At 43.4% G+C, this 19,097-nt stretch carries 17 protein-coding genes and 1 pseudogene; 8 read left to right on the top strand and 10 right to left on the bottom strand.

The features are described from left to right. The first annotated feature begins 15 nt into the window (after positions 1-15). On the top strand, positions 16-351 hold the full coding sequence (locus tag OIU26_RS18390) for a winged helix-turn-helix transcriptional regulator (RefSeq protein WP_013312049.1): 336 nt from the start codon (positions 16-18) through the stop codon (positions 349-351). A 116-nt stretch (positions 352-467) separates the two neighbouring features. Here the strand turns inward: OIU26_RS18390 and OIU26_RS18385 are convergent, their stop codons facing one another. After that, positions 468-860, bottom strand: coding sequence for a winged helix-turn-helix transcriptional regulator (locus tag OIU26_RS18385; protein ID WP_013373187.1), 393 nt, complete (start codon positions 858-860; stop codon positions 468-470). 149 nt (positions 861-1,009) lie between these two features. Between OIU26_RS18385 and OIU26_RS18380 the strand changes: the two genes are divergently transcribed. Together OIU26_RS18380 and OIU26_RS18375 are read left to right on the top strand one after the other, a co-directional pair. Next, the gene (locus OIU26_RS18380) at positions 1,010-1,528 is read left to right on the top strand and encodes a DJ-1/PfpI family protein (RefSeq protein ID WP_025674686.1); all 519 of its coding nucleotides are present in this window, start codon (positions 1,010-1,012) and stop codon (positions 1,526-1,528) included. A gap of 192 nt (positions 1,529-1,720) precedes the next feature. After that, complete coding sequence (locus OIU26_RS18375) at positions 1,721-2,422, top strand: YoaK family protein (protein WP_436449166.1); 702 nt, start codon at positions 1,721-1,723, stop codon at positions 2,420-2,422. Between the two features lie 12 nt (positions 2,423-2,434). Here OIU26_RS18375 and OIU26_RS18370 read toward each other — a convergent pair whose 3' ends face one another. Both OIU26_RS18370 and OIU26_RS18365 read right to left on the bottom strand, forming a co-directional pair. Next, positions 2,435-3,610 (bottom strand): alanyl-tRNA editing protein, encoded by a 1,176-nt coding sequence (locus tag OIU26_RS18370; protein ID WP_264217614.1) that lies wholly within the window; start codon positions 3,608-3,610, stop codon positions 2,435-2,437. A gap of 309 nt (positions 3,611-3,919) precedes the next feature. Continuing rightward, positions 3,920-4,480 (bottom strand): NAD(P)H oxidoreductase, encoded by a 561-nt coding sequence (locus OIU26_RS18365; RefSeq protein WP_264217613.1) that lies wholly within the window; start codon positions 4,478-4,480, stop codon positions 3,920-3,922. A gap of 162 nt (positions 4,481-4,642) precedes the next feature. Here OIU26_RS18365 and OIU26_RS18360 point away from each other — a divergent pair, with 162 nt between their 5' ends. Continuing rightward, a complete protein-coding gene (locus OIU26_RS18360; RefSeq protein ID WP_264217612.1) occupies positions 4,643-5,038 on the top strand; it encodes a winged helix-turn-helix transcriptional regulator in 396 nt (131 codons plus the stop codon). A gap of 46 nt (positions 5,039-5,084) precedes the next feature. On the opposite strand, the pseudogene OIU26_RS18355 reads toward OIU26_RS18360, so the two are convergent. The 3 genes and pseudogenes from OIU26_RS18355 to OIU26_RS18345 all read right to left on the bottom strand — a co-directional run. Continuing rightward, a pseudogene (locus tag OIU26_RS18355) lies at positions 5,085-5,294 on the bottom strand (arsenate reductase); the annotation flags it as partial. Positions 5,295-5,371: 77 nt separating this feature from the next. Beyond that, complete coding sequence (locus tag OIU26_RS18350) at positions 5,372-6,661, bottom strand: arsenic transporter (RefSeq protein WP_436449165.1); 1,290 nt, start codon at positions 6,659-6,661, stop codon at positions 5,372-5,374. A 232-nt stretch (positions 6,662-6,893) separates the two neighbouring features. Next, entirely contained in the window at positions 6,894-8,483 is a 1,590-nt protein-coding gene (locus OIU26_RS18345; protein ID WP_264217611.1) for an alkaline phosphatase family protein, read from the bottom strand. 149 nt (positions 8,484-8,632) lie between these two features. Here OIU26_RS18345 and OIU26_RS18340 point away from each other — a divergent pair, with 149 nt between their 5' ends. The 3 genes from OIU26_RS18340 to OIU26_RS18330 all read left to right on the top strand — a co-directional run bounded on the left by OIU26_RS18340 (position 8,633) and on the right by OIU26_RS18330 (position 11,357). Further along, on the top strand, positions 8,633-9,286 hold the full coding sequence (locus OIU26_RS18340; RefSeq protein WP_436449170.1) for a class I SAM-dependent methyltransferase: 654 nt from the start codon (positions 8,633-8,635) through the stop codon (positions 9,284-9,286). Beyond that, a complete protein-coding gene (locus OIU26_RS18335) occupies positions 9,243-10,025 on the top strand; it encodes an alpha/beta fold hydrolase (protein WP_264217610.1) in 783 nt (260 codons plus the stop codon). Before OIU26_RS18340 ends, OIU26_RS18335 begins: the two co-directional genes overlap by 44 nt. 105 nt (positions 10,026-10,130) lie before the next feature. Next, positions 10,131-11,357 carry a sugar efflux transporter gene (locus OIU26_RS18330; protein ID WP_264217609.1) on the top strand — a complete coding sequence of 409 codons (1,227 nt, stop codon included), beginning with the start codon at positions 10,131-10,133 and terminating at the stop codon, positions 11,355-11,357. Positions 11,358-11,503: 146 nt separating this feature from the next. Here OIU26_RS18330 and OIU26_RS18325 read toward each other — a convergent pair whose 3' ends face one another. Further along, a complete protein-coding gene (locus tag OIU26_RS18325) occupies positions 11,504-12,721 on the bottom strand; it encodes a macrolide family glycosyltransferase (RefSeq protein ID WP_264217608.1) in 1,218 nt (405 codons plus the stop codon). A gap of 275 nt (positions 12,722-12,996) precedes the next feature. Further along, positions 12,997-16,305: a pectinesterase family protein gene (locus tag OIU26_RS18320; RefSeq protein WP_264217607.1), complete on the bottom strand. Its 3,309-nt coding sequence runs from the start codon at positions 16,303-16,305 to the stop codon at positions 12,997-12,999. Positions 16,306-16,492: 187 nt separating this feature from the next. Between OIU26_RS18320 and OIU26_RS18315 the strand changes: the two genes are divergently transcribed. Then, positions 16,493-17,332, top strand: coding sequence for an AraC family transcriptional regulator (locus OIU26_RS18315; RefSeq protein ID WP_264217606.1), 840 nt, complete (start codon positions 16,493-16,495; stop codon positions 17,330-17,332). 227 nt (positions 17,333-17,559) lie between these two features. On the opposite strand, the gene OIU26_RS18310 is transcribed toward OIU26_RS18315, so the two are convergent. Together OIU26_RS18310 and OIU26_RS18305 are read right to left on the bottom strand one after the other, a co-directional pair. Then, positions 17,560-18,597: a threonine aldolase family protein gene (locus tag OIU26_RS18310; RefSeq protein ID WP_264217605.1), complete on the bottom strand. Its 1,038-nt coding sequence runs from the start codon at positions 18,595-18,597 to the stop codon at positions 17,560-17,562. Next, a complete protein-coding gene (locus OIU26_RS18305; RefSeq protein ID WP_264217604.1) occupies positions 18,584-19,045 on the bottom strand; it encodes a MarR family winged helix-turn-helix transcriptional regulator in 462 nt (153 codons plus the stop codon). Before OIU26_RS18305 ends, OIU26_RS18310 begins: the two co-directional genes overlap by 14 nt. Positions 19,046-19,097: the final 52 nt, after the last annotated feature.

Raw genomic sequence — 19,097 nt, 5'->3', positions numbered from 1 at the left:
GCATGAGGTGATCACATGAACATTCCGCAGATGTGCCCACGGTTTGAAAAGGCTATGGAGCTACTGAGCAAGCGTTGGACGGTGTTGATCGTATTTCAACTAACGAATGGTCCGCAACGTTTCGTCGCTATTGAGAATTCAATTCCTAATTTAAGTGGAAAGGTCCTTTCGGACCGTTTGAAAGAGCTGGAGGAGGAAGGAATCATACAACGTATGGTTTATCCTGAGAAGCCTGTACGAATTGAATACTCCCTTACGGATAAGGGGCGCGATTTAGCTCCTTTATTTGACCATATCGGTACTTGGGCTACACGCTGGATTGAGGTTCTACCAGCACTTGAACAGCAATGATTCATATTGAAGCAAAGAACGCCTTTGCTCTAGGTACAATTCGTACTCATCGTGCAAGGCGTTCTATTTTTCATGTGACGGAGTGTTAAAGATCCTTCTTAGATCGCATTCAGAATTTAAACGTTTCCCTCACTGCTGCGTTGCATTTCCTCACGGATCGATTGCACCCGTTTTTTCCCCCACTCATACATCATTTCCACAATCGGTAAAATCGTCATCCCCAGCGCAGTCATCGAATACTCCACCTTTGGGGGCACTTCGGGATACACTTCCCGGTGCACAATACCGTCCTCCATCAACTCCCGCAGCTGGTTGGTCAGCACTTTATGCGACAGCTTCGGAAACAACCTTTGCAGGTCACTGAATCGGTGCGGCCCTTCCACACCCAGATGCCATAAAATAACGACCTTCCATTTACCGCTTAGCACAGATAGCGTTAGTTCCTTTTCGCAGTTGTAGTCTCCGTTTACAATTTTCTCCCGTATTTCGTCTCTCAGCGTATCAGACATATATCAATTAACTCCTTCTAAATCATCATGATCTTGCACATTAATAGTAACCTGCAGGTAACCTCCGTACTTGAAAGTGCATTCTTCACAGCCTGACGAAGCCACCCTACAATAGTAAATAACGTTACACATTCAAGGAGGAATAGAGTATGAGTAAAAAGGCTCTTTTTATTATACCCCCAGAGCGCTTTAATGAGGATGAATTGTTTAAACCAAAGGAAGCGCTAGAGCAAGCAGGTGTTACCGTGACACTAGCGAGTACAAAAACAGGCGAAATCGTGGGTGACTACAATGGTAAAGCGACGGCTGATCTTGTTTTTACAGACGCTGTGCTGGCTGACTATGATCTGGTATCTGTAATCGGCGGATCAGGAACAAATGATCATCTGTGGAATAATGCAGATCTCCAAGCTCTGCTGAAACAAACTCATGAGCAAAAGACTTTAGTGGCTGGCATCTGTGCAGGCTCTGTAGCCGTGGCTCAAACCGGACTGCTCTCTGGCAGAACAGCTACATGCTATCCAGTGGATGTACAAAAGGACCAGCTCCAAGCGCATCAAGCCGAATATGTCGCTCAGCATGTCGTTGCGCATAGCGACATTATTACAGCCGACGGTCCAGATGGTGCACAGGAGTTTGGTAGAGCACTCGTTCAAGCTCTGCAATAAGCACATTCTCGAAGTTCAGATGGCACTTTAAACAGCACTCCAACAAGCCGCATTACGTCCTTTCTATTGTATGGGACCTGATGTGGCTTCTTTGTGTCATTTTCATGCTTAAGTGATTAATTTAATTGTATGGTCCTGGATTTTCGTGTTAGCTTTAAAGAATCGACGTTTAGCATAGGAGGCTTATATGCCGTGTTTATGAAAGGCAAAATCCATTTACATCAGGTAACGTCCGAATCGTTACGACTGGGCGCCTTACTATCATTAGTAGGGGGCTTTTTGGACACATATACCTTTGTTGGAAGAGGCGGTGTTTTCGCCAACGCACAGACAGGCAATATCGTGCTGCTGGCTGTCAAAGTCATTCAGGGGCACTGGATTCAGGCGTTATCCTATATCCCGCCCCTGATCGCCTTTTCACTGGGCGTTTTTGTTGCTGAAGGGATTAAACGAAAATCAATCCACCGTCTAACTCCAGACTGGACCCGCGCAATTCTTTTACTGGAAATCGCAATTTTTTTCATCGTGGGATTGATTCCGCAAGGAGTTCCCAATACGGTAGTGGTGGTGATCGTCTCGTTCGTCGCTTCCGTACAAATGACTTCCTTCCGCAAGCTCATTGATGTGCCGTACACCTCCACGGTCAGCACCGGTAATCTCCGATCAGCTACAGAGGCTATGTATGTCGCCATAACGACCAAGGACACGAACGCAGCCATTCGAGCGATGCGCTATGGTGTCATCCTGGCAACCTTCTTGCTAGGAGCTTTGCTGGGGGGATTTCTGACTTTGACGGTTGGGGATAAAGCCATTTGGGGCGCTGTTGTTGCACTTATTTTTTCTTTCATTTTATTTACAGAAGAGGAAAAGTGGAAGCTGCCGCTTCGTCACTAATCCTCCATTACATTAGCCCTGAATGAACTGCCGCTGGGCCGTTTCAAAGAAATTCAAGAGGTTCTCGCGGGACGAAAATGCTGCCTGAGCAGATTGGTTGCTACCGCCCCCCTTGCCCTGAAACGCGCCCAGATTCTCTTTCAAAAACGCTCCGCAGCTAACAGATTGGGTACCGTTATGTGCCAGAATGATTTTATTTTCGGCTGTTGTGGCAAATAAAACAAGCAAATCATGCTCAGCGGTCAACTTGGCAGCCAATTGCTGCATCTCCTGAATGGATTTTTGTTCAAACACATGAGCAAGAACATGCCCCTGTACAGCAGACAGTAACTCTTTCGCCTGGTACGATGCATTTTCCTCTTGTAGAAGCTCTACTTGCGCCTTGAGCTGCTTATGCTCCTGCTCCCACTTTTCGAATCGAGTCAAAATATCCTTTCGCCCAGTATTGAACTTCGCAGATAACACGTCCAAAATCCGAACACTATTATTAAAGTCGTGGAGTGCGCGAGCACCACATTTGAAATGGATTCTCGTCATCCCTTTTTGCTTTTCCCATTTCAAGCATTTAATCATTCCAATTTCCCCGGTCTGAGCCACATGTGTACCACCGCAAGCATTATATTCAATGCCTTCGATCTCAACAATCCGAATATTTTCCGTCACTTTAGGCATTTTCACAAGCGGAATGTCCTTCAATTGCTCATGGGTTACAAAATAACTTTTTATGCTGCGGTTGTTGTAGATTTGCTGATTTACTTCCTGTTCGATTGCCGCTAGCTGCGCAGATGTTACTTCCGAACTGTTGACATCAATTGTGGCGTACTCTTGTCCCAAATGAAAGCTTTCTGTACGCGCACCCAACAGCTCCAGGCAAACCGCTGACAGCAAATGCTGTCCGCTATGCTGCTGCATATGATCAAATCTGCGCTCCCAATCCAATTGGCAGGCCACTTTTTCCTCGTCCGGCAAACGTTCTACCTGATGCCAAATGTCCCCATCCTCCAGAACAACATCTAATACACGGATGCCCTGAATCGTTCCTGTATCACATGGCTGACCTCCGCCATGCGGATAAAAGGCCGTTTCCTCAAGCATAACAAAAAATGCTCCGTCTCTTTCCATGCTCTGTGTAATATGAGTGTCCCACTCCGTAAGATTTGGAGCAGTGTAATATAACTTTGTCGCCATTTCAGGTCCCTCACTTTTGGGTATCTTTGTCTCGTCCGATATTCACTTATTATCAAGCACTTTATTGCAAATATCAATGTAGTGAATAGCTTGAACATTCCAGCGCACATGAGGAAGACAGAAGCTAGCCAAGCAGACTGCGGGTACTGCTTCTGAAAAGGGATCACCATAACCCCTTGTTTCAGCAAGCACAACTAGTGGTGATAAAAGGATAGTCTCTTCTGTAGAAATAAAAAGGGTTAAGTGCCGTCTAACGAGCCTTAACCCTTTTTCAACAATATGAAATTCTCATTGTTACCAGAACAATCTTTACTTATATGCCAGACCTAATTGATAAGCGTGCTCCAGTAAACCTTCAATGTATTCTTTCGATTCGGATAAAGTATCATAGAAGAACTCTACCTTTGACTCTCTTACTCTTGCGTAACCAGCAATGGCTTTATTCAAATAATTAGTAACCAAATCGTGATATTCATACTTGATCAGATGTTCTTTAGTCCCCCCCGCCAAGCACATCCACAGAACCTGCTTTGTCGTGAACTCCTGAAGTAAACCTATGTTCCACACTTTATCCAGGTACCCTTTTAGCATGGACGGGACACTATACCACCATAATGGAAACACAAAGACCAGAGCATCCGCAGCCACTATTCTATCCATCTCTTTCCGTGTTTCAGGAGTATATTGTTTATGGGTCGTATTCCAATCCAGCTCATCCGCAGCGCTGTACACCGGATTGTATCCATCCCGATCCAAGTCCAAAATATCTACCTCGTGCTTATTCTCTTTCAATCCCTCTACAAAACGATTCATGACCGCAAGGGTAAGTGAATCTTCTCTAGGATGCGTGACGACCAATAGAACTTTCATATATCCGTAACCTTCTTTCTCCTCATCATTGGTGAACCCTGTCTACAGATGCTATTATGGATGTTATACATTAAAGTGTGAAGTACGCACTTCAATGTACTGTAGGTACTTTAAGGTTCCTTAGTGCCTTTTGTACTACAGATCGGAGAGGAGGAAAAGTCTATGGAAGACAAAGCCAAAACCTATATGCTCGGGATCGAGGCAACTTTGGAGGTCATCAGTGGAAAGTGGAAAGGCATTATTCTATACCATTTAGCCAGTGGCAGAAAACGTACATACGAACTTCGTCAACTCATTCCGAAAATCACCCAAAAAGTGCTCACCCAACAGCTTAGAGAGCTTGAAAAGGATGGAATCATCCATCGCATCATTTATAACCAAGTTCCCCCCAAAGTGGAATATGAGCTTAGTGAATATGGATGGGATTTTACAGATCTGCTTGATCGTTTTTGCTTATGGGGAGAAGATCATTTGGATAGGATCTATGGAGATAAAACAAAGGTGTTGGAAGAGTATTCTGTGAAGGAAAAAAACGCCAAACAAGCACCACCTCTTTAAGGAGGCGTGCTTGCTTGAAATACTATACCTAAGCTGTGTACTTTATTTATTCACCAGTCTCCGAAAATTTCCGAATACGAGCCCCTACTTCATCCCGTACACGCTGGAATACGCTCCATTGCTCCTCTTCTGTTCCTTGTGCTTTAGCCGGATCATCAAATCCCCAATGTTCACGGCGAACGTGCGGAGGTGCGATAGGATATTTATCTGCAGCATCTCCGCACAAGGTCACCACTAAATCCGCACCATTCAGCAATCATATCTGAAAGAATTACCAGTGCACAAAAAATAAATTTTCTTCTTTCCGTCATTAACGTTTCCTTCGATATTCAATTATGAAATGATTAACCATAGATATAAGCCTAGCAGGGTAATAAAAAGTGTAGGAATAGTTAAGACGATGCCTGTTTTGAAATAAGTGCCCCAAGAAATTTTTACGTTTTTGGAACGAAGTACATGTAGCCACAACAATGTGGCTAATGAACCGATTGGAGTTATTTTTGGTCCAAGATCCGACCCAATGACATTAGCATAAATCAGTGCCTCTTTGACCATACTGGTTGCATGAGTGGCATTAATGGCAAGTGCATCAATCATGACCGTGGGCAAGTTATTCATACTCGACGAGATAATCGCCGCAATAAAACCCATGGCCATGGTAGCTACAAACATACCTTGATCAGCAGCCGCTTGAATCACATGGGACAGCAGATCCGTCAAACCGGCATTACGCAGACCATACACCACCACATACATCCCGATAGAGAAAAATACGATGGCCCATGGAGCTCCCTTGATGACTTCTTTCATGGGTACCACAGGGCTTCTTCTAGCCATCAGCAAGAAAAGGATGGCAATGATACCAGCCACCACCGAGACGGGAATGTCAAAAAATTCGCATGCAAAGTAGCCAACCAACAATATTGTGAGAACGACCCAGGACATACAGAACATCTTTGGATCTTTTATCGCATTTGCAGGCGTGATTAACTGTGTCGCATCAAACGTTTTAGGAATTTTTTTGCGAAAAAAGAGATACAGTACCACGATACTAGCCGCTAAGGAAAACAGATTAGGTACAATCATACGACTCGCATATTCCATAAAACTGATTCCAAAGAAATCGGCTGACACAATATTAACGAGGTTGCTGACTACAAGCGGAAGCGATGTCGTATCTGCAATAAATCCGCTCGCTATGATAAAAGGAAATACCATTTTCTCATCCAATTCCAGTGCCCGAACCATCGCCAGTACAATTGGTGTCAAAATTAAAGCCGCGCCGTCATTGGCAAAAAAGGCAGCAACTACGGCACCCAGCAGGCTCACATAGACAAACATCCGGGTTCCGCTTCCACGGGCTAGCCGTGCCATGTGAAGTGCTGCCCATTCGAAGAAACCAATTCTATCAAGGACTAATGAAATCAGTATAATAGCGACAAAAGCTAGTGTTGCATTCCAGACCATTCGAGTAACTTCCCAAACATCATGCAAATCCACTACCCCCACCACCAAGGCGAGTATGGCACCGCCGCACGCAGACCACCCAATGGACAGATGTTTAGGCTGCCAGATGACCAATACTAAAGTGACTAAGAATATAATGCATGCCAAAAAAATCAATGTTCTAAAAACCTCCATTACATTACCTTATAAACATATACTTATATAAAAACCGTTTATCCCTTGAGAAAGATAAACGGAACGGTCTTTAGCATGAACAGGCTGACGAATCCAACCCACAAAATGCAATCGGCTACAAACCTAGTTGATCCAAGGTGTGACCCCTTTCGATTATATAACTAATGCTTACATACTAATAGGGCTCAATTTTAATATTAAGAACGCTCAATACTTATTTATTCACCAATTGCAGAATCCAATCTTTTATATCTACAATTCGCAGAGTTTTGGGCCGTGTATTCGTTCCAGAAATAATTAGTGGAACAAGGGAATCTTTTTCGTGCAGCGATCCATGGGCTCCCCCTCCGATGTGGGTAGGGGAACTTTCGCTGACGAGTTCGTATCCCGGTTGGACCGTGACGACAACATATCTTCCCTCATGCGAATTCATTGCCCCGTGTAGCCTCGCCAAAATATCTGGATATTTTCCATATTTGATCCGGTTATTATTTACCGTAATATCCACAAGGTCCTCTTCGCCCGATAATGTCCACGATTGTCCATATTCATCGGTCAATTTCCCACCGGGACGATAAGAAAACAATTTACCCTTTTTGCCTTTTGTAACATGAATATGGTTTGTACCATCTTTCATAGCGATAATGTCGAGCTTGTCCTCCTTTTGTAAAGACTTCACCACATCGGATAACTCTACGTTATCGTTTATTGCATAGATATAGGCCATCCGTTCATTAGCGGCAATCACGATCTGGTCATCACTTCTTACGGGTTGATTTAATTTTGCAATACGGTAATGGCTTAAAAGAGACCTTAAATCAACAGTCGCTGCCTGTCGATCATCATATACAGCGCTTTGCGCACTGTCGCCCATGACAATCCATATCGCACTGTTCACAGCCTCTTCCCACGAACCGTATGCGTTCAACACAGTTTGCAGTGCTTGGTCCGCTTTTTCAATTCCCTTTAGTTGAGTGGGACCCTTTCTATGCGCCAAATTATCATTCTCTGGGAAGTAGGCGATAGTTACATCTGGAAGTTTTTTCTGGCTGATTAAAAAAGCGGTATCCTTTGCGGAAAATTCGTTGTTCATCCCAAATTTTTTCCACACAGGAGTGTTCCAGCTATTTTTCGGATTCAATTGTGCCAGAGCTGCATAGGATAACCATTTAGGTCCTGTGACTATCATTTTTTCTGGTACTCTACTGCTATTCGCTATGAAGTCAGGCACTTTGAGGGCATGTTTCGTTCTTCCTCTAAAAACAATAGCATTGATGGACGCGGATTCTTCCCCTTTGTCAGCCAATTCCTCATGGATGGTTTTCGTTTTTTTATTCAGATGAACTTGGTTTAATTGGTAAATGGCATCTAAAAATACTTGCAGTTGGTCTATCTTTAGGGCTTCCTTGGCACCATTTCCGTAGAAAATCATGCGTTTCCTTGAGTCGCTGTACCACACAAGTCCGGGCACATGATGTTGGTCTGCATACGTCCCCGTTAATAAGGTACTGTCGATGGTCACAGACATCGTGGGAAATGAACTCACTACATGTGGGAAATATTGCCCTTGATGAAGAAGATAATGCATTGCCGGAGCACGGCCTTCTTTAATCGCATCTTGCAAAGGCTTATCCATTAAAGAATCAATCATGATGAATATGACCGGTTTGGCCTTATTATTCACTGGGATATGGGACTTGATGCTTTGTTGATTTAGCTGTTGACTGGAGTCCGCCCTGCAACCGACGATTAGTAAACTTAAACTTAGCACTAGTACAATCGTGATTTTATACTTTATTCCCATTTGTGTATCCCTTTCTTTGAAAAACACAATTCCCTTGATTTTTTTATTTTTGCTTACACTAAAAAAAATTATTCCGAAATGAATTTTTTTAATCTAATATGCCAAATTACTTCTAGTGACTCGAATAATTAGAAAGCTGGTGAACTCCCATTAACATCCCGTTCTCACCTAGACTGTATCATTGGTTTGTCCGTCCAAAGTGGTTTACTAAAAAATATATCCATGATCATGTGCATTCCCATTTTTCATTTGAAAGCCAAACTGTACTGGATTTTGGCTGTGGTACTGGGGCAAATTGCTCCATGTTTAACCCGTTGTATTATGTTGGAATTGATCCTGACGCCCAACGAATTGATTATGCAAAGCGATTATATAGCCACCATGCATTTCAAGTATTTAATAGTAATAATTTGCCATTTGATAATGAGTCGTTCGACTACATACTTATTATCGCTGTATTACACCACATTTCTTCGGATGAAATATCTAGCTACATGAAGGAATTTCAAAGAATCCTAAAGCCTAACGGTACCATTGTCGTTATGGAACCATGTTTATCCAAGAAAAAACCGCTATGTAACTGGTTTATGAAATGGTACGACAACGGAGAGTATATTCGTAATGAAAAAGAATATATTCAATTGTTTAGAGATCAGGATTATGATTGTAGGGTCTTAAAACGATTCCGAAAATGTTTTTTATATCACGAGTTGTTTTTTTCAGTAAAACCAATATCTTCAATGGGAGGGGAAAATAACAATGACTACTACAAGCATAAACGGATACTCGATGCACTATATTGATTCCGGTGAAGGAATGGCCATCCTATTTATCCACCCTCCAGTACTCACAAGTTTAAATTTCACATACCAAATCCAAGGACTATCGCCCGATTTTCGAACTGTAGCTTTTGATATCAGAGGACACGGTAAAAGTCAGCCTTCCGAACAAACGGTTACTTACCCTCTCATCGTCCAGGATATTAAGCATTTGATGGACCGGATGAGCTTGGATAAAGTATTTTTGTGTGGATATTCTACCGGTGGCTCGATAGTACTTGAATTCCTCCTGACTTATCCAGATCGGGCATGGGGAGGCATTGTTATTAGTGGAATGTCGGAAGTAAACGATTGGCGCCTAAGAAACAAAATTTCTTGGGGCACTGCTCTTTCCAAAATCGGCGCAGTTGGTACGATTGCGCTTTCGATTGCTTGGTCACAAACGAAACAGCTACCTTTGTTCCGTAAGTTATTCAACGATGCGAAGCAGAGCCATCCCGGGAATGTCGAACAATATTATCGTTACAGCTTGAAGTATAACTGTACCTCACGGCTCGGGGAAATCCATCTTCCTGTCCTGCTCGTTTATGGTGAAGAGGATAAACACTTTCATCCTTATGCCAACATATTGCATCAGCAATTACCGAAGAGTGAGCTTGTTTTCATTAAAAAAGCCGATCACCGCCTCCCTACGAAGGCCGCTGTAACATTGAATGAACTGATCAAGCAGTTCATAGAACGCTTCAGTGAAAATAATTTATAATATTTTATACAATGTAAATATACAAATTATGCTAAAGTCATATATAGTTTAGGTTGGATAGGTATGTAAGTTCTGCTTCTAAACCTAAAGGGGTGTAAAAATGAAATGCTAAAGCGTATTCAAAATCTTTTCTTTATCCCTAACTACCCGCTATTTATGATCTGTATGTTATTGCAAGGTATGGCTATTTCCATAAGTGCACCTTTTTTAGCTGTATATTTTACAAGTACACTTGGCGTATCTGTGGGAACCTTTGGTGTGTTTACAGCGGTGACTTTGATTTGTGGTATATGGATAAGCTCCCTTATTGCCAAACGCTCCGATACCGGGTTAGATCGCAAACAAATTTTAGTGATTTGTACGTTATTTAATGCCATAGCCTTTGCAGGATATCTTGTAATCCAAAATTTTTATGTGCTTTTTATTTATATGACTGTCTTTACGGCGATTGGCGCCCCTGGGATGCCACAGTTATTTGCCAGTGCACGTGAGGCGGTAGATCGCAGTAAATCTGCGGATCATGCCTTTGCGAATTCAACGCTTCGTTCTATGTTTTCTCTTGGCTTTATTACCGGGCCGCTCTTTGGTTCCTTCTTGATTGCACATACGGGCTTTAAAGGTATTTTTGTCGGTACGACCTCTATTTTTGTACTTATTGCCGTTCTTCTATTCTTTTTTATCAAGCAGCCTCCTGTTCAAGCTAAAAATAAGGATCAACTTTCACTTCATCACATTACATTACATAAAAATATTAAAATTCTGATTCCTTTTCTAGTTCTTACTCTGCTTTATACGTCTCACTGGATGAATAGTTTGAACATTTCCTTGTTCATCATCCACAATTTAAAAGGTGACACGAATGACGTTGCCCTAGTATCCAGTATTTGCGCAATCTTAGAGATACCCTTGATGCTCATGCTGGGTGTACTAGCAGCCAAATACTCCAACCGTTTGCTTATATTTTTAGGGGCTCTAACAGGCGTTGTCTATTATCTTCTCGTCCTTATGTCTACGGAGATGTGGCAGCTATTTGTGGGACAGCTTCTTCTAGCCTTCTTTGTTGCAGTGATATCAGCCATTGGTATCAGCTACATGCAAGATTTGTTGCCATCTCTGCCCGGATACGCCTCGACACTGTATTCCAATGCGACAACGATCGGAAGACTGGCGGGGAGCTTGATGGGCGGATTGTTCGCTCAATGGATGGGTTATCGAAACTCCTATTGGGTATGCTTATTCCTGATTCTCTGTTGCCTTGGTCTGCTCGCGATTTCAAAAAAATTAGAGTTTGACAACTCGGCTGCTCTACAAGAAAGAAATCACAGTCTATAGGACAGCACCAATACAAAAAGCAGCACGTAATCTGGACGAGAACCTGAAGTCCGTTTACGTGCTGCTTTGTTATGCTATCATGCCATGCATGGTCCAGATTGGTTACATCGTAAGCCTCCGCACACGCACCCTATTTTTCTCGCATCCTATTTTCCTATAGTAGAGAAACGACTCATAATTGCATCAGCCGCATACGTATAACCGCCAGCCTGACGTAGTGATTGGCCAACTACATGCGCCTGTTGTTTATAGATGGCTTGATTTAAAACCTCTGCTAAAGCAGCTTTTAAGGTAGCGGGTGTAAGCTCATTTTTATTCACAGCAATACCCGCTCCCAGCTCTTGTACCCGATTGGCCACGATCGGTTGATCCGATGTCATGGGAACCAGAACCATTGGCACGTTGTAATACAAAGCTTCGCTTGCACTGTTCATTCCCCCATGTGTAATAAAGGCATCTACACGCTGGAGCATTTCCAGTTGCGGAATATAGGGCTTGATCATAAAATTGTCCGGGATATTGACTGCCAATAATTCCATCTCCGCATATTGGCCTGATGAAAGTACAAATTGCACAGGCAAATCGCGAAATGCTTCAAAGCAAAGCTTGTAAAACTCCAAATCTCTATTAAGAATAGTTCCCAATGATATATAAACAACCTGCGGATACAAAGCACGAAGCTGTTCGAACGGAAAAGAGGGTGCATCTTTACGAGGTACAATAGATGGACCTGCAAAAATATAACTATCATCCAGTTTTTCAGCTTGCGGTTGAAAATAACGGCTTGTATACACGACCTTTAGGCTGTGGGAATGTGAATCGAGTTCATCCATAGCGGGGACGGAAACCTGAAACTCCTCAGCTAATTGATGTACTACTTTCATGGTGTCATCATAAAGCTCTCTCACTTTTATATCATGATCATCCCAGCCTTGATCAGATCCCAGAGGCTCTACGAAAGCAAACGAACAGATCGTGCATACCGCAGGTATTCCCAGCCTCTCTGCTATAATTTTGCCTCCCCAACCCAACAAATAGTCATAAATCAAATAATCATACACCTTATTTTCAATTGCTTTCATAACCTTTGAAATAATCGGTTGAATCAAACCTTTAACGATCATATTCACGAATTGATAATGATGTTTATATTCAGCCGGCTTTAATACAGGATTGTGAATAAATGCATCCACACTAAATGGATAGGTGATCAGGTTTGCTCCCGTTTGTTGAATTCTCGTACCAAATTCCTCTGAACACACATAGTCCACTTCTTCACCTCTGTCAACCAGCTGCTTCACTAATCCTAAGGACGGATTAACATGGCCTTCAGCAGGCGTGATCATAACCAACACACGTGCCATCCTACACCTCCAACATAATATTATGTTCAACTAAAAATAATTGTAGGGTTTTTCATGATGATTACGAACAAGATGTACATTAGCCTCGAGTTTATTACCACCTGTTATGCGCCTAAAAATACATCTCATATTCAATATATAAAATATTTACCATAAAAACAAATAGTTTCAATTTTAGATTATGTATATATCACATCCAAGTTTGCTCACAAACACGCACATAAGCGGAGGAAACGCTTAAAGCGTATCCCCCGCTTATCTATTGAACATCAAATTTATAGACGCCAATTCCAATGATCTGTCCCGCTCAGAACAGCTTCAACAGTGTACTGGTTTGCTTCGTCAGCTGTAAGCTGTTTGGCCCAAGGTACACGCCCGCTACTTCCTGCACCTGGTCCAAAGTTGTCGAACTCTCCAAATCTTGCGGTCTGCTCATTGGATTCCTTACCCCAATTGTTCCAACCACCCGGCTTGATATGGTCATCCATATAGGTCTTCAAAAAAGTAACATGAGCGTAAGGACGCCATGGTCGCCCAAGATCCACCTTGCCTGTCAAGCCAGCTTCGGTTGTCAGACGACACTGAGTAAATACAAAACCTGGCTGGTTCTCTTCTGTTGAAGCTGCGGTTACGTATCCGGCACGCAGGCTGTGTATGATCGAATTATCAAACACAGCAGGTGCATTGCCAAATATAAAATCCACACTGCCACTGATGTAGCTGTCCTTAAAATACTGTCTGCCACGGTTTACGAGCAAAGTATCCTGTAGGCCGGTAATTTTGACATTATGATACTTGCCACGATCACCTTCGGCATATAACGCTACAGCCTGCACCTGCCCGGTCCCTTCTGTGTTGGCGACCGTCACATTTTCCATCACAAAGTCAGGACTTTGCACACGCATGGTATAGCTGTTGCTCGTTCCTAATTCTTTCCCGTCCACTATGGTCTTGGCTGTATCATCAAAAGCAATGATCGTTTTGTCCCGATCTTCTCCGATAATGCTCAGATTTTTTTTGGAGGAATTCACCTTTATTTTTTCACGGTAGGTACCGTTTTTGAGATGGATAATAGTCCTTGTGTTACTGTTGTCAGGGACTGCATCAATAGCTGCCTGGAGAGATGTATAGTCAGCAGGGCCATAGGTCGATACAACCACACTAGTGGGAGAGGTTCCTCCTGAGTCTGTTAGCTTGCGGACCTTAACATTGCTGAATTCCGACGTATTGTAATTCCATACATCGTTTTGTTGTTTGGATGCATCGGTAGCTAGCCCGAACAGTAAGGGTTGATTCTCTGGAAAGTCCACGACTGCTTCACCCACTTTGTCCCAATTTGTTAGACCATCGGCGGATATCCATCCGGTAAGCTTTTGCCCCTGACGCACAAGCCGAACCGAATATGGCGTTGGAATAAACGTTTCCATTGACGCGCGCTTGGTTTTACCATCTGTTTGATCACGGCTGATAAGAATCCCCTGTTTACCATATTTAACAAATGCTAAAGACATAAAGGCCATTTTGGATCCAGGCTTCAGTGATTCACGAATCATTACACCTGCCTCGGCATTATCATCCACAGGGGTAATCTTCTCCACACGAGCTGTAATTTCACCGTCTCCCTCCCATTTCTGATAAGCATAATGGAAAAGATCAGCCTGACCGTCAATGTCCCCGGCCGATTTTAGTCGTATGCTGCTGCCGTTTGCATCTTCTTTTAATACCTGAGTATGCCCTTTGATATAGCCATCTTTGCCCTCAGAGCCAACCTCTTCGCTGAGCCAGCTTCCCGTTGGTACAGTCGTGTTGACGTGGATGGTAACAGGATTGGAAAATGTAGCAGTTCCCTTGCGGTCTGTCACCCGTGCAATAATGTAATGGGTGCCGTCCGTCACATGATTCCAACTGATTTGATAAGGCGCATTCTCTACTTTTCCAGCAAGTTTGCCGTCAATGATAAATTCAACGTGGGCAATGCCATCTTGGTCCTTGGCCGTTGCAGTTATGGTCCCATCACGTCCGGCTTCCAAAATATCGTTATGCTTCAGTGAACGTCCGCCTTCATCCGACACCTGAACGACGGCCTCCGGATTATCTACCTCACTTCCATTGGACAGCTTCTCAATGAGATCATTTAAATAGACTTCCAGATTCGTATAGCCCTTGGCAAAATGAGCATACTCGCCTGTGCCGGCAAGCTCCTGACCGTTGCGGTCGTCTGCATTTTTGGGGTCCAGCCCATGGGCACGTTCCCATTCATCCGGCATACCATCATGATCACTGTCAGTAAGCTCCGTGGCGGTTACGCTACTATCATCGTAAATCCAGCCTGCTTCACGCGGGGAGTTAATAAACGCACCCGTTCCCTTCTTCACATCATTCATAATTCGGGCGTCGACCGCATCTCTTCTTGGCAGTGTGGCTCCTGAGCCAGCGAGCACCTCAGTATATGCGGTCTGTGCATCCGTCGCTTGATATGGACCATACGCATCTGGTGAAATCCCGTTGTCGTATTCCCCTCTGACTTCAATCGGCTCTGCCAAACGAGTGGAAGGATCAATAATCGACCCAATGGATGTTCCAAGCTGCCAGTTGTCTTGAGTAACCGATTCGTTGCCGTACATGTAGTTGCCACCAATAAACATGCGTGTTTTATATTTTTTACTTCCCACGTCTACAAAGATTTGACCGCGAACATCCTTATATGTGTTGGGGCCATACTTATAATAGTTATTCAGCACATTATACGATCCTTCACCGCCACCATAGGAAGAGAAAAATCCCCAGTTATAAATGACATTATTGGTCATTTCCACAGCGTCGATTTGTTTTTTATCGGTTGGGAAACGCGGGTTGCGGCTTGCATTGTGTGCCAACAAGTTATGATGATAGGTGGAATTTCGACCACCCCATATGCCGCCATAGCCGTGGCGACCTTTTTGGTGCGTGGTCATTAGCATACTTTCGGACGCAATGGACCATTGTACCGTCGTATTTACGTTATCGTAAAGACTCAGCACCTCATCCACAGACCAGCTAAAGGAACAGTGATCAATCATAATGTTTTTATGATATCTGGATCCTAATGCGTCATCCTCGCTGGGGTAACGGTCGGTTAATCGAAAACGCAGGTAACGGAGAATAACGTTGTCTGCATCAATCCCTGTCGTGTAATCGCTTACAGTTATACCATCGCCAGGAGCTGTCTGACCCGCAACCGTCAGGTTGTTGCCCAGGATTTTAAGTGGCTCCTTAAGATGAATGGTTCCGCCCACCCGGAATACGACCGTCCGATTATCGGAGCTGACCGCTGCACGAAGAGATCCGGGGATCATCTGCTCACCTTTGCCGTAATCCTCCAGCGTGGTAACTTCGTAAACTTCACCTCCGCGTCCACCGGTAACATATTTACCGCCACCTTCAGCCCCCGGAAACGCCGGAATATTCGTCGCTATTTTTTCTACTTTTGCCATCTCTGTCCCTACCGCAGTCTCTGCTTGAATCAGTGGTGGGCACAAGGTCAACAACAATGAACCCACAACCACATTACATAGCACCTTTCTCCATGTACGCTGCTTGCTCATATTCTGTTTCCTCCCTAAGATTTTCTTTCACACCAGCGCATACTTTTATAAAAGAATGATCCGAGACGTTCAGAAGTGTTTTCACCTCCTTTCATCAATCTTTTCTGCTTTTACCGTGGGCAGGTGTCATATATACTATGGATATATGAATGCGCTTACTTATCTTAATTTGCAAAGGAAGAAGCACATGAATGAAATGAAGGAAGACAAATATGTCATCGGAGAACAACAATTCTCCATTCATCACATCTACCGTACCGGCTTCACAGTTATGCCCAGACCTCATGTTCATGAGAACTATGAGCTGTATTTTTTGCTGCAGGGCGAACGCATCTATTTTATGAACGGCAAGGTATACACCGCTCGCAAGGGCGATCTGATATTCATCCTCCCTCATGACTTACACTCTACCGCCAGCACGCAATTGGAGGAAACAGAACGCATTTTGATTCATTTTTCTCCGACGTTTCTCCCACCGCAGGATCGTGACATTGTGGATCTACCGCCGTATCAGCAATCCGCGTTGCTTCGCTTACCGGCTAGAGAACAAGTCGAAGTTGAACGACTGTTCCTGCAAATGAATAGCGAATGTAGGAACAAGCAGCCTCTGCATGACCGTTGTGTACAGCATTTGCTGCTGGAAATGCTTATCCTGGTGCACCGATCGGAAGCGGCCGAGCGTAGTGAACTTATTTCATCTCATCCCATGCATCAGAAAATCACAGAAATTTCGTCTTTTATTCAGGATCATTTCAATGAGCCGTTAACTCTCGAACAAGTGGCCGCCTGCTTTTTTATTAGTCCAGCTTACCTAAGCCGCATCTTTCTAAAATTGACTGGCTTTCATTTCAGCGAATACATCCGCGTCGTGAGGGTAAGGGCGGCTCAAACCAGACTCCGAACCACCAAAGACAAAATCCAGAGCATTGCGGAGGATGTCGGCTTCGGTCATGCCTCCCATTTTAATAAAATCTTTAAAAAAATAACCGGGCTCTCCCCTCTTCAATACCGTAAACAGGTTCGATAGGTATTCAGTGTAAATAATTAGGCGCTAATTTTATACATTCGCTCTTGTCTTGTTTTTCCATTTTTATATCTGCTTGCTCTTTCATGGAACTAAAGACGAGCCGCCTGGATTAGGTAATTTACACGACAAAAAAGCCATACTTCGCTGCAATGTGTGCAACGAGGTATGGCCTATTCCATCATTCATTTTACCTCTTCAAGATGATACTCATCGTTTATCCGTGACCTCTATTGTAATGCTTTGATATCCTGAAGCAGCATTTCAATGTTTTCTTTCTTTGTGGCCCAACTGGTGCAAAATCGAACAGCAGTATGTGTATCATCAACCTTTTCCCAAAAGGAGTAAGTATATTTTTCGCTCAATGCCTGTAATATGCGATCTGATATAATTGGAAACTGCTGATTGGTTGTAGAATGATACAGGAAAGAAAACCCTTGCTCGGATAATCCTTTTTGCAGCAACATGGCCATATCTATGGCGTGTTTGGAAATCTCAAAGTATAAACCGTCCTCAAACAGCGTTTCAAACTGAATGCCCAGCATTCTGCCCTTAGCCAGCAGTCCTCCTTTTTGCTTGATCATATATCTAAAGTCTTTTTTCAAAGCATCATTTAGGATAACGACGGCTTCTCCCATCATTGCTCCAATTTTAGTGCCGCCAATATAAAACACATCGCACAGCTTTGCTATATCTGCTAATGATACATCGCTATCCTCTGCAACCAAACCATAGCCTAAGCGGGCTCCATCTATAAACAGCGGTAAACCATATTCACGACAGACTTTACTTAACACTTCCAGCTCCGATCGGCTATAGATCGTTCCATTCTCGGTCGGTTGAGAAATATAAACCATCCCGGGTTGTACACAGTGCTCAGGAGCAGAATCACTCCAGTGAGCGTCGTATAGTTCCTTTACCTGCTCACCCCGGATTTTCCCATCCTCGCTTGGCAATGTCAGTACTTTATGTCCAGTAGCCTCAATTGCTCCGGTCTCATGCACAGCAATATGCCCAGAAATTGCCGCAATGACGCCTTGATGCGGACGCAAAATCGAAGAAATGACCGTCGTATTGGTCTGTGTACCCCCAACCAAAAAGTGTACATCCGCATTTTCGGAGTCACATGCTTTTTTAATATAAGCTCTGGCTTTTTCACAATGATCATCCACACCATAGCCTGGGGTTTGTTCCTCATTCGTCTCCAATAGTCGCTTTAATATACGCTCATGAGCACCTTCGGTATAGTCGCATTCAAATCGTATCATTCTGTATCCTCTCCGAAATATCCAATTTCTTCTGAATTAACAACATAGATGCATGTAATTCTGTAATCTCTTCTTCTGAAAGTCCTTGAACTAATCTTAGAATTTGCTCATCAGACCTTTCATTCAATTGGTTGTAGAACATTTTTCCTTTGGGCGTCAGACGAATTAGATTTGTTCTATTATCCACCGTTGAATTTTCCTTAACAAGAAAGCCCTCTTTGCAAAATTTAGCAATGATCCTGCTCATATAGCTGCGGTCAATTTTAAGAGATTCGACCAGAGTATTCGCAATACATGGCTCTATTAACCCGATCTCTATAATGACCCGTGCCTCGGTAAAGGAATATCCGCTATCCAGCACATGTCTATCTAAAACACCGAGTAAATTCGTATAGAACCGATTAAAACGCCTCATATCCGCTATGATATTAGCATCTATATTGACCATAACTCCCCCTATTTAGTGGACTTTTGCAACAATTATAGTAATGACATTTGTT

Origin of the sequence: Paenibacillus sp. BT-177 (assembly GCF_025846815.2) — a bacterium.
In the GTDB taxonomy this organism is placed as follows: domain Bacteria; phylum Bacillota; class Bacilli; order Paenibacillales; family Paenibacillaceae; genus Paenibacillus; species Paenibacillus polymyxa_C.
The sequence above is the reverse complement of the archived record's forward strand: the minus strand, read 5'-3'. Positions and strand labels throughout refer to the sequence as shown.

Bases quoted from the DNA above. Each gene is read 5' to 3' on its own strand.
- OIU26_RS18380 (WP_025674686.1), top strand. From the start codon at position 1,010: ATGAGTAAAAAGGCTCTTTTTATTATACCCCCAGAGCGCTTTAATGAG.
- OIU26_RS18325 (WP_264217608.1), bottom strand. From the start codon at position 12,721: ATGGCACGTGTGTTGGTTATGATCACGCCTGCTGAAGGCCATGTTAAT.
- OIU26_RS18365 (WP_264217613.1), bottom strand. From the start codon at position 4,480: ATGAAAGTTCTATTGGTCGTCACGCATCCTAGAGAAGATTCACTTACC.
- OIU26_RS18330 (WP_264217609.1), top strand. From the start codon at position 10,131: ATGCTAAAGCGTATTCAAAATCTTTTCTTTATCCCTAACTACCCGCTA.
- OIU26_RS18305 (WP_264217604.1), bottom strand. From the start codon at position 19,045: ATGGTCAATATAGATGCTAATATCATAGCGGATATGAGGCGTTTTAAT.
- OIU26_RS18390 (WP_013312049.1), top strand. From the start codon at position 16: ATGAACATTCCGCAGATGTGCCCACGGTTTGAAAAGGCTATGGAGCTA.
- OIU26_RS18315 (WP_264217606.1), top strand. From the start codon at position 16,493: ATGAATGAAATGAAGGAAGACAAATATGTCATCGGAGAACAACAATTC.
- OIU26_RS18310 (WP_264217605.1), bottom strand. From the start codon at position 18,597: ATGATACGATTTGAATGCGACTATACCGAAGGTGCTCATGAGCGTATA.
- OIU26_RS18385 (WP_013373187.1), bottom strand. From the start codon at position 860: ATGTCTGATACGCTGAGAGACGAAATACGGGAGAAAATTGTAAACGGA.
- OIU26_RS18345 (WP_264217611.1), bottom strand. From the start codon at position 8,483: ATGGGAATAAAGTATAAAATCACGATTGTACTAGTGCTAAGTTTAAGT.
- OIU26_RS18360 (WP_264217612.1), top strand. From the start codon at position 4,643: ATGGAAGACAAAGCCAAAACCTATATGCTCGGGATCGAGGCAACTTTG.
- OIU26_RS18370 (WP_264217614.1), bottom strand. From the start codon at position 3,610: ATGGCGACAAAGTTATATTACACTGCTCCAAATCTTACGGAGTGGGAC.
- OIU26_RS18335 (WP_264217610.1), top strand. From the start codon at position 9,243: ATGACTACTACAAGCATAAACGGATACTCGATGCACTATATTGATTCC.
- OIU26_RS18320 (WP_264217607.1), bottom strand. From the start codon at position 16,305: ATGAGCAAGCAGCGTACATGGAGAAAGGTGCTATGTAATGTGGTTGTG.